Origin of the sequence: Citrobacter sp. S46_ASV_140, assembly GCF_018919545.1 — a bacterium.
Classification (GTDB): Bacteria; Pseudomonadota; Gammaproteobacteria; order Enterobacterales; family Enterobacteriaceae; genus Citrobacter; species Citrobacter braakii.
In genome coordinates this window covers 1-2,300 of sequence record NZ_JAHLRC010000238.1, presented here as the reverse complement: position 1 = coordinate 2,300, position 2,300 = coordinate 1, and the positions used below count along the sequence as shown (strand labels likewise).

General features: G+C 53.4%; 2 protein-coding genes. One reads left to right on the top strand and one right to left on the bottom strand.

Annotated features, from left to right (window positions below; translation table 11 throughout):
- Positions 1 to 158: 158 nt before the first annotated feature.
- Entirely contained in the window at positions 159 to 947 is a 789-nt protein-coding gene (gene fhuF, locus KQJ19_RS23315) for a siderophore-iron reductase FhuF (RefSeq protein WP_047500102.1), read from the top strand.
- Positions 948 to 976: 29 nt separating this feature from the next.
- On the opposite strand, the gene KQJ19_RS23310 is transcribed toward fhuF, so the two are convergent.
- The coding region (locus KQJ19_RS23310; protein WP_216404255.1) for a PTS sugar transporter subunit IIC at positions 977 to 2,300 on the bottom strand (1,324 nt) is incomplete at its 5' end.

Genomic DNA, 2,300 nt, shown 5'->3' with positions numbered 1-2,300 from the left:
ACAGTACGCTGGTCAGCGATGACCTGCGAGTAAACTGCCCTTCTGCCTGAGCTATCTGTGCGGTGTCGCCCGGGATGGCGACAAAGATCTTGCCATCGCTCAATGTCAATTATAGGATTAGCAATCATTATCATTAAGATTAACATCCTTATATCGACATGGCTTATCGTTCCGCACCGATCGTTGAAGATGTCATCTGGCGTAGCCCTCTGCCTGCAAAGATACCCTCGCTGGCTGCTGCCGTACGCGCAACGATAGCCAACACCCGTGAGCACCTGCTGGACTTCATTCGTCTTGACGAAACACCCGTGCCAGGTGCGATGACGCTACATGAATGGACGCAATCAACGACACTAAGTTCATTGCTGGCTGTCTATTCAGACCATATTTATCGCAATCAGCCCACGCTGCCACGCGAAAATAAGCCGCTGATTTCTCTCTGGGCGCAGTGGTATATCGGCCTGATGATGCCTCCGCTCATGGTGGCCCTGCTGACGCAAAAAGAGGCCATCGACGTCTCTCCTGAACACATGCACGTAGAATTCCACGAAACAGGCCGTGCTGCCTGCTTCTGGATCGACGTGCATCAGGATCACCAGGTCACGGCCCAGTCTCCTCAGCAACGCATGGAAACACTGATTCTCTCGGCGCTGACGCCGGTTGTGCAGGCGCTGGAAGCGACGGGCGAGATCAATGCGAAGCTTATCTGGAGCAACACCGGATATTTAATTCACTGGTATTTAACGGAAATGAAGCCGTTATTAGGTGAAGAACTGCTGACCACACTGCGCCAGACCTGTTTTTTTGAGAAGCAACTCTCCTGCGGTCAGGATAATCCCCTGTGGCGTACCGTTGTTCCGCGCGAGGGACTGTTAGTGCGCAGAACCTGCTGCCAGCGCTATCGCCTGCCCGATGTCCAGCAATGCGGTGACTGCACGCTGAAGTAAGCGAGGAGCCGTAGCCCCTCGCCCGTCAGTTATGCAACCTGCTGATTTTCTTCTTCTATACGCTGTGCTTCTTCTTTTTCCTGCGCTAATAGCTGCTTTTCGTAAACCTTAAAGAATGGGAAGTAGATGACGGCAGACACCAGTGCCAGCAGGACAACCAGAATGGCCGCACGATAATCCCAGCCTAACGCCCATGCCGCGCCAACCGGTGCCGGGGCCGTCCAGGGAACCACTGAAATCACCCGCCCAATTAAATCCAGCTTCATCGCCGCCCAGGCCAGCACTGCGTTCACCATCGGGGCCAGCAGGAAGGGAATAAAGAACACTGGGTTCATGACAATCGGCGTACCGAAAATCACCGGTTCGTTAATATTAAAAATGCTCGGGACAACGCTCAAACGCCCGATCGATCGCAGATGGGCCGAGCGGCTACGCAGATAGCAAATCACCAGCCCCATCGTCGCGCCGGAACCTCCAACCACAATAAAGAACGTCCAGAACGCCTCCATAAAGATATGCGGTAAAGGCGCGCCCTGCGCCAGCGCCGACTGGTTCATCCCGAGATTGGTGAGCCAGAACATTTGCAGCATTCCCGACACAATTGCCGCGCCATGAATACCCGCAAACCACAGCAGATGGCCGATCAGCACCGCCAGCAGTATCGCTGGCAGAGAATCCGCTGCAGACACCAGTGGTTTAAAGATGGCCATGATGGCCTGCGGGATCAGCATGTCAAACTGCGACTGAATCACCAGACTCAGCGGGTACAGCGTCAGTACCACCACCAGCACAGGGATCAGCAGATCGAAGGAGTTTTTGATCATCGGCGGCACCTGATCGGGTAAACGAATGCCGATGTTGTGCGCCTTCAGGAAGCGCATCATTTCAACGCAGTAAATAGCCACCAGGATGGCAGTGAAAATCCCCGTACCGCCCAGGCTATCAACCGGCATAGTGCCTTTGGTTTTCGGTGCAGCAATCAGCAAAAAAGCCATGATCGATAGCATCGCGCACATGAAGGGATCTAGCTGATGTGACTTCACATAGTGCTTGCCCAGGTTATAAGCGATAGCCGCACATATGTAGACTGACATGATCCCCATCGTCATATCAAACGGTGTGAGGATTTGGCCTTCAAACTGTTTCGCCATATCCAGCCACGCACGTGCAAACCCCCAGGTGGTATCCGGCGAAAAAGGTGGATAGGCGAAAACCAGCAGAAACGAGCCTACGATCATAAAGGGCATCGCCGAAATAAACCCATCACGGATAGCCATCACATGACGTTGTGAAGAGATGCGCCCGGCAACAGGGCTGACGTAATTTTCAACGAAGCGGAAAATCACATTAAAC

Coding starts and splice junctions, on each gene's coding strand:
- fhuF (WP_047500102.1), top strand. CDS start 159: ATGGCTTATCGTTCCGCACCGATCGTTGAAGATGTCATCTGGCGTAGC.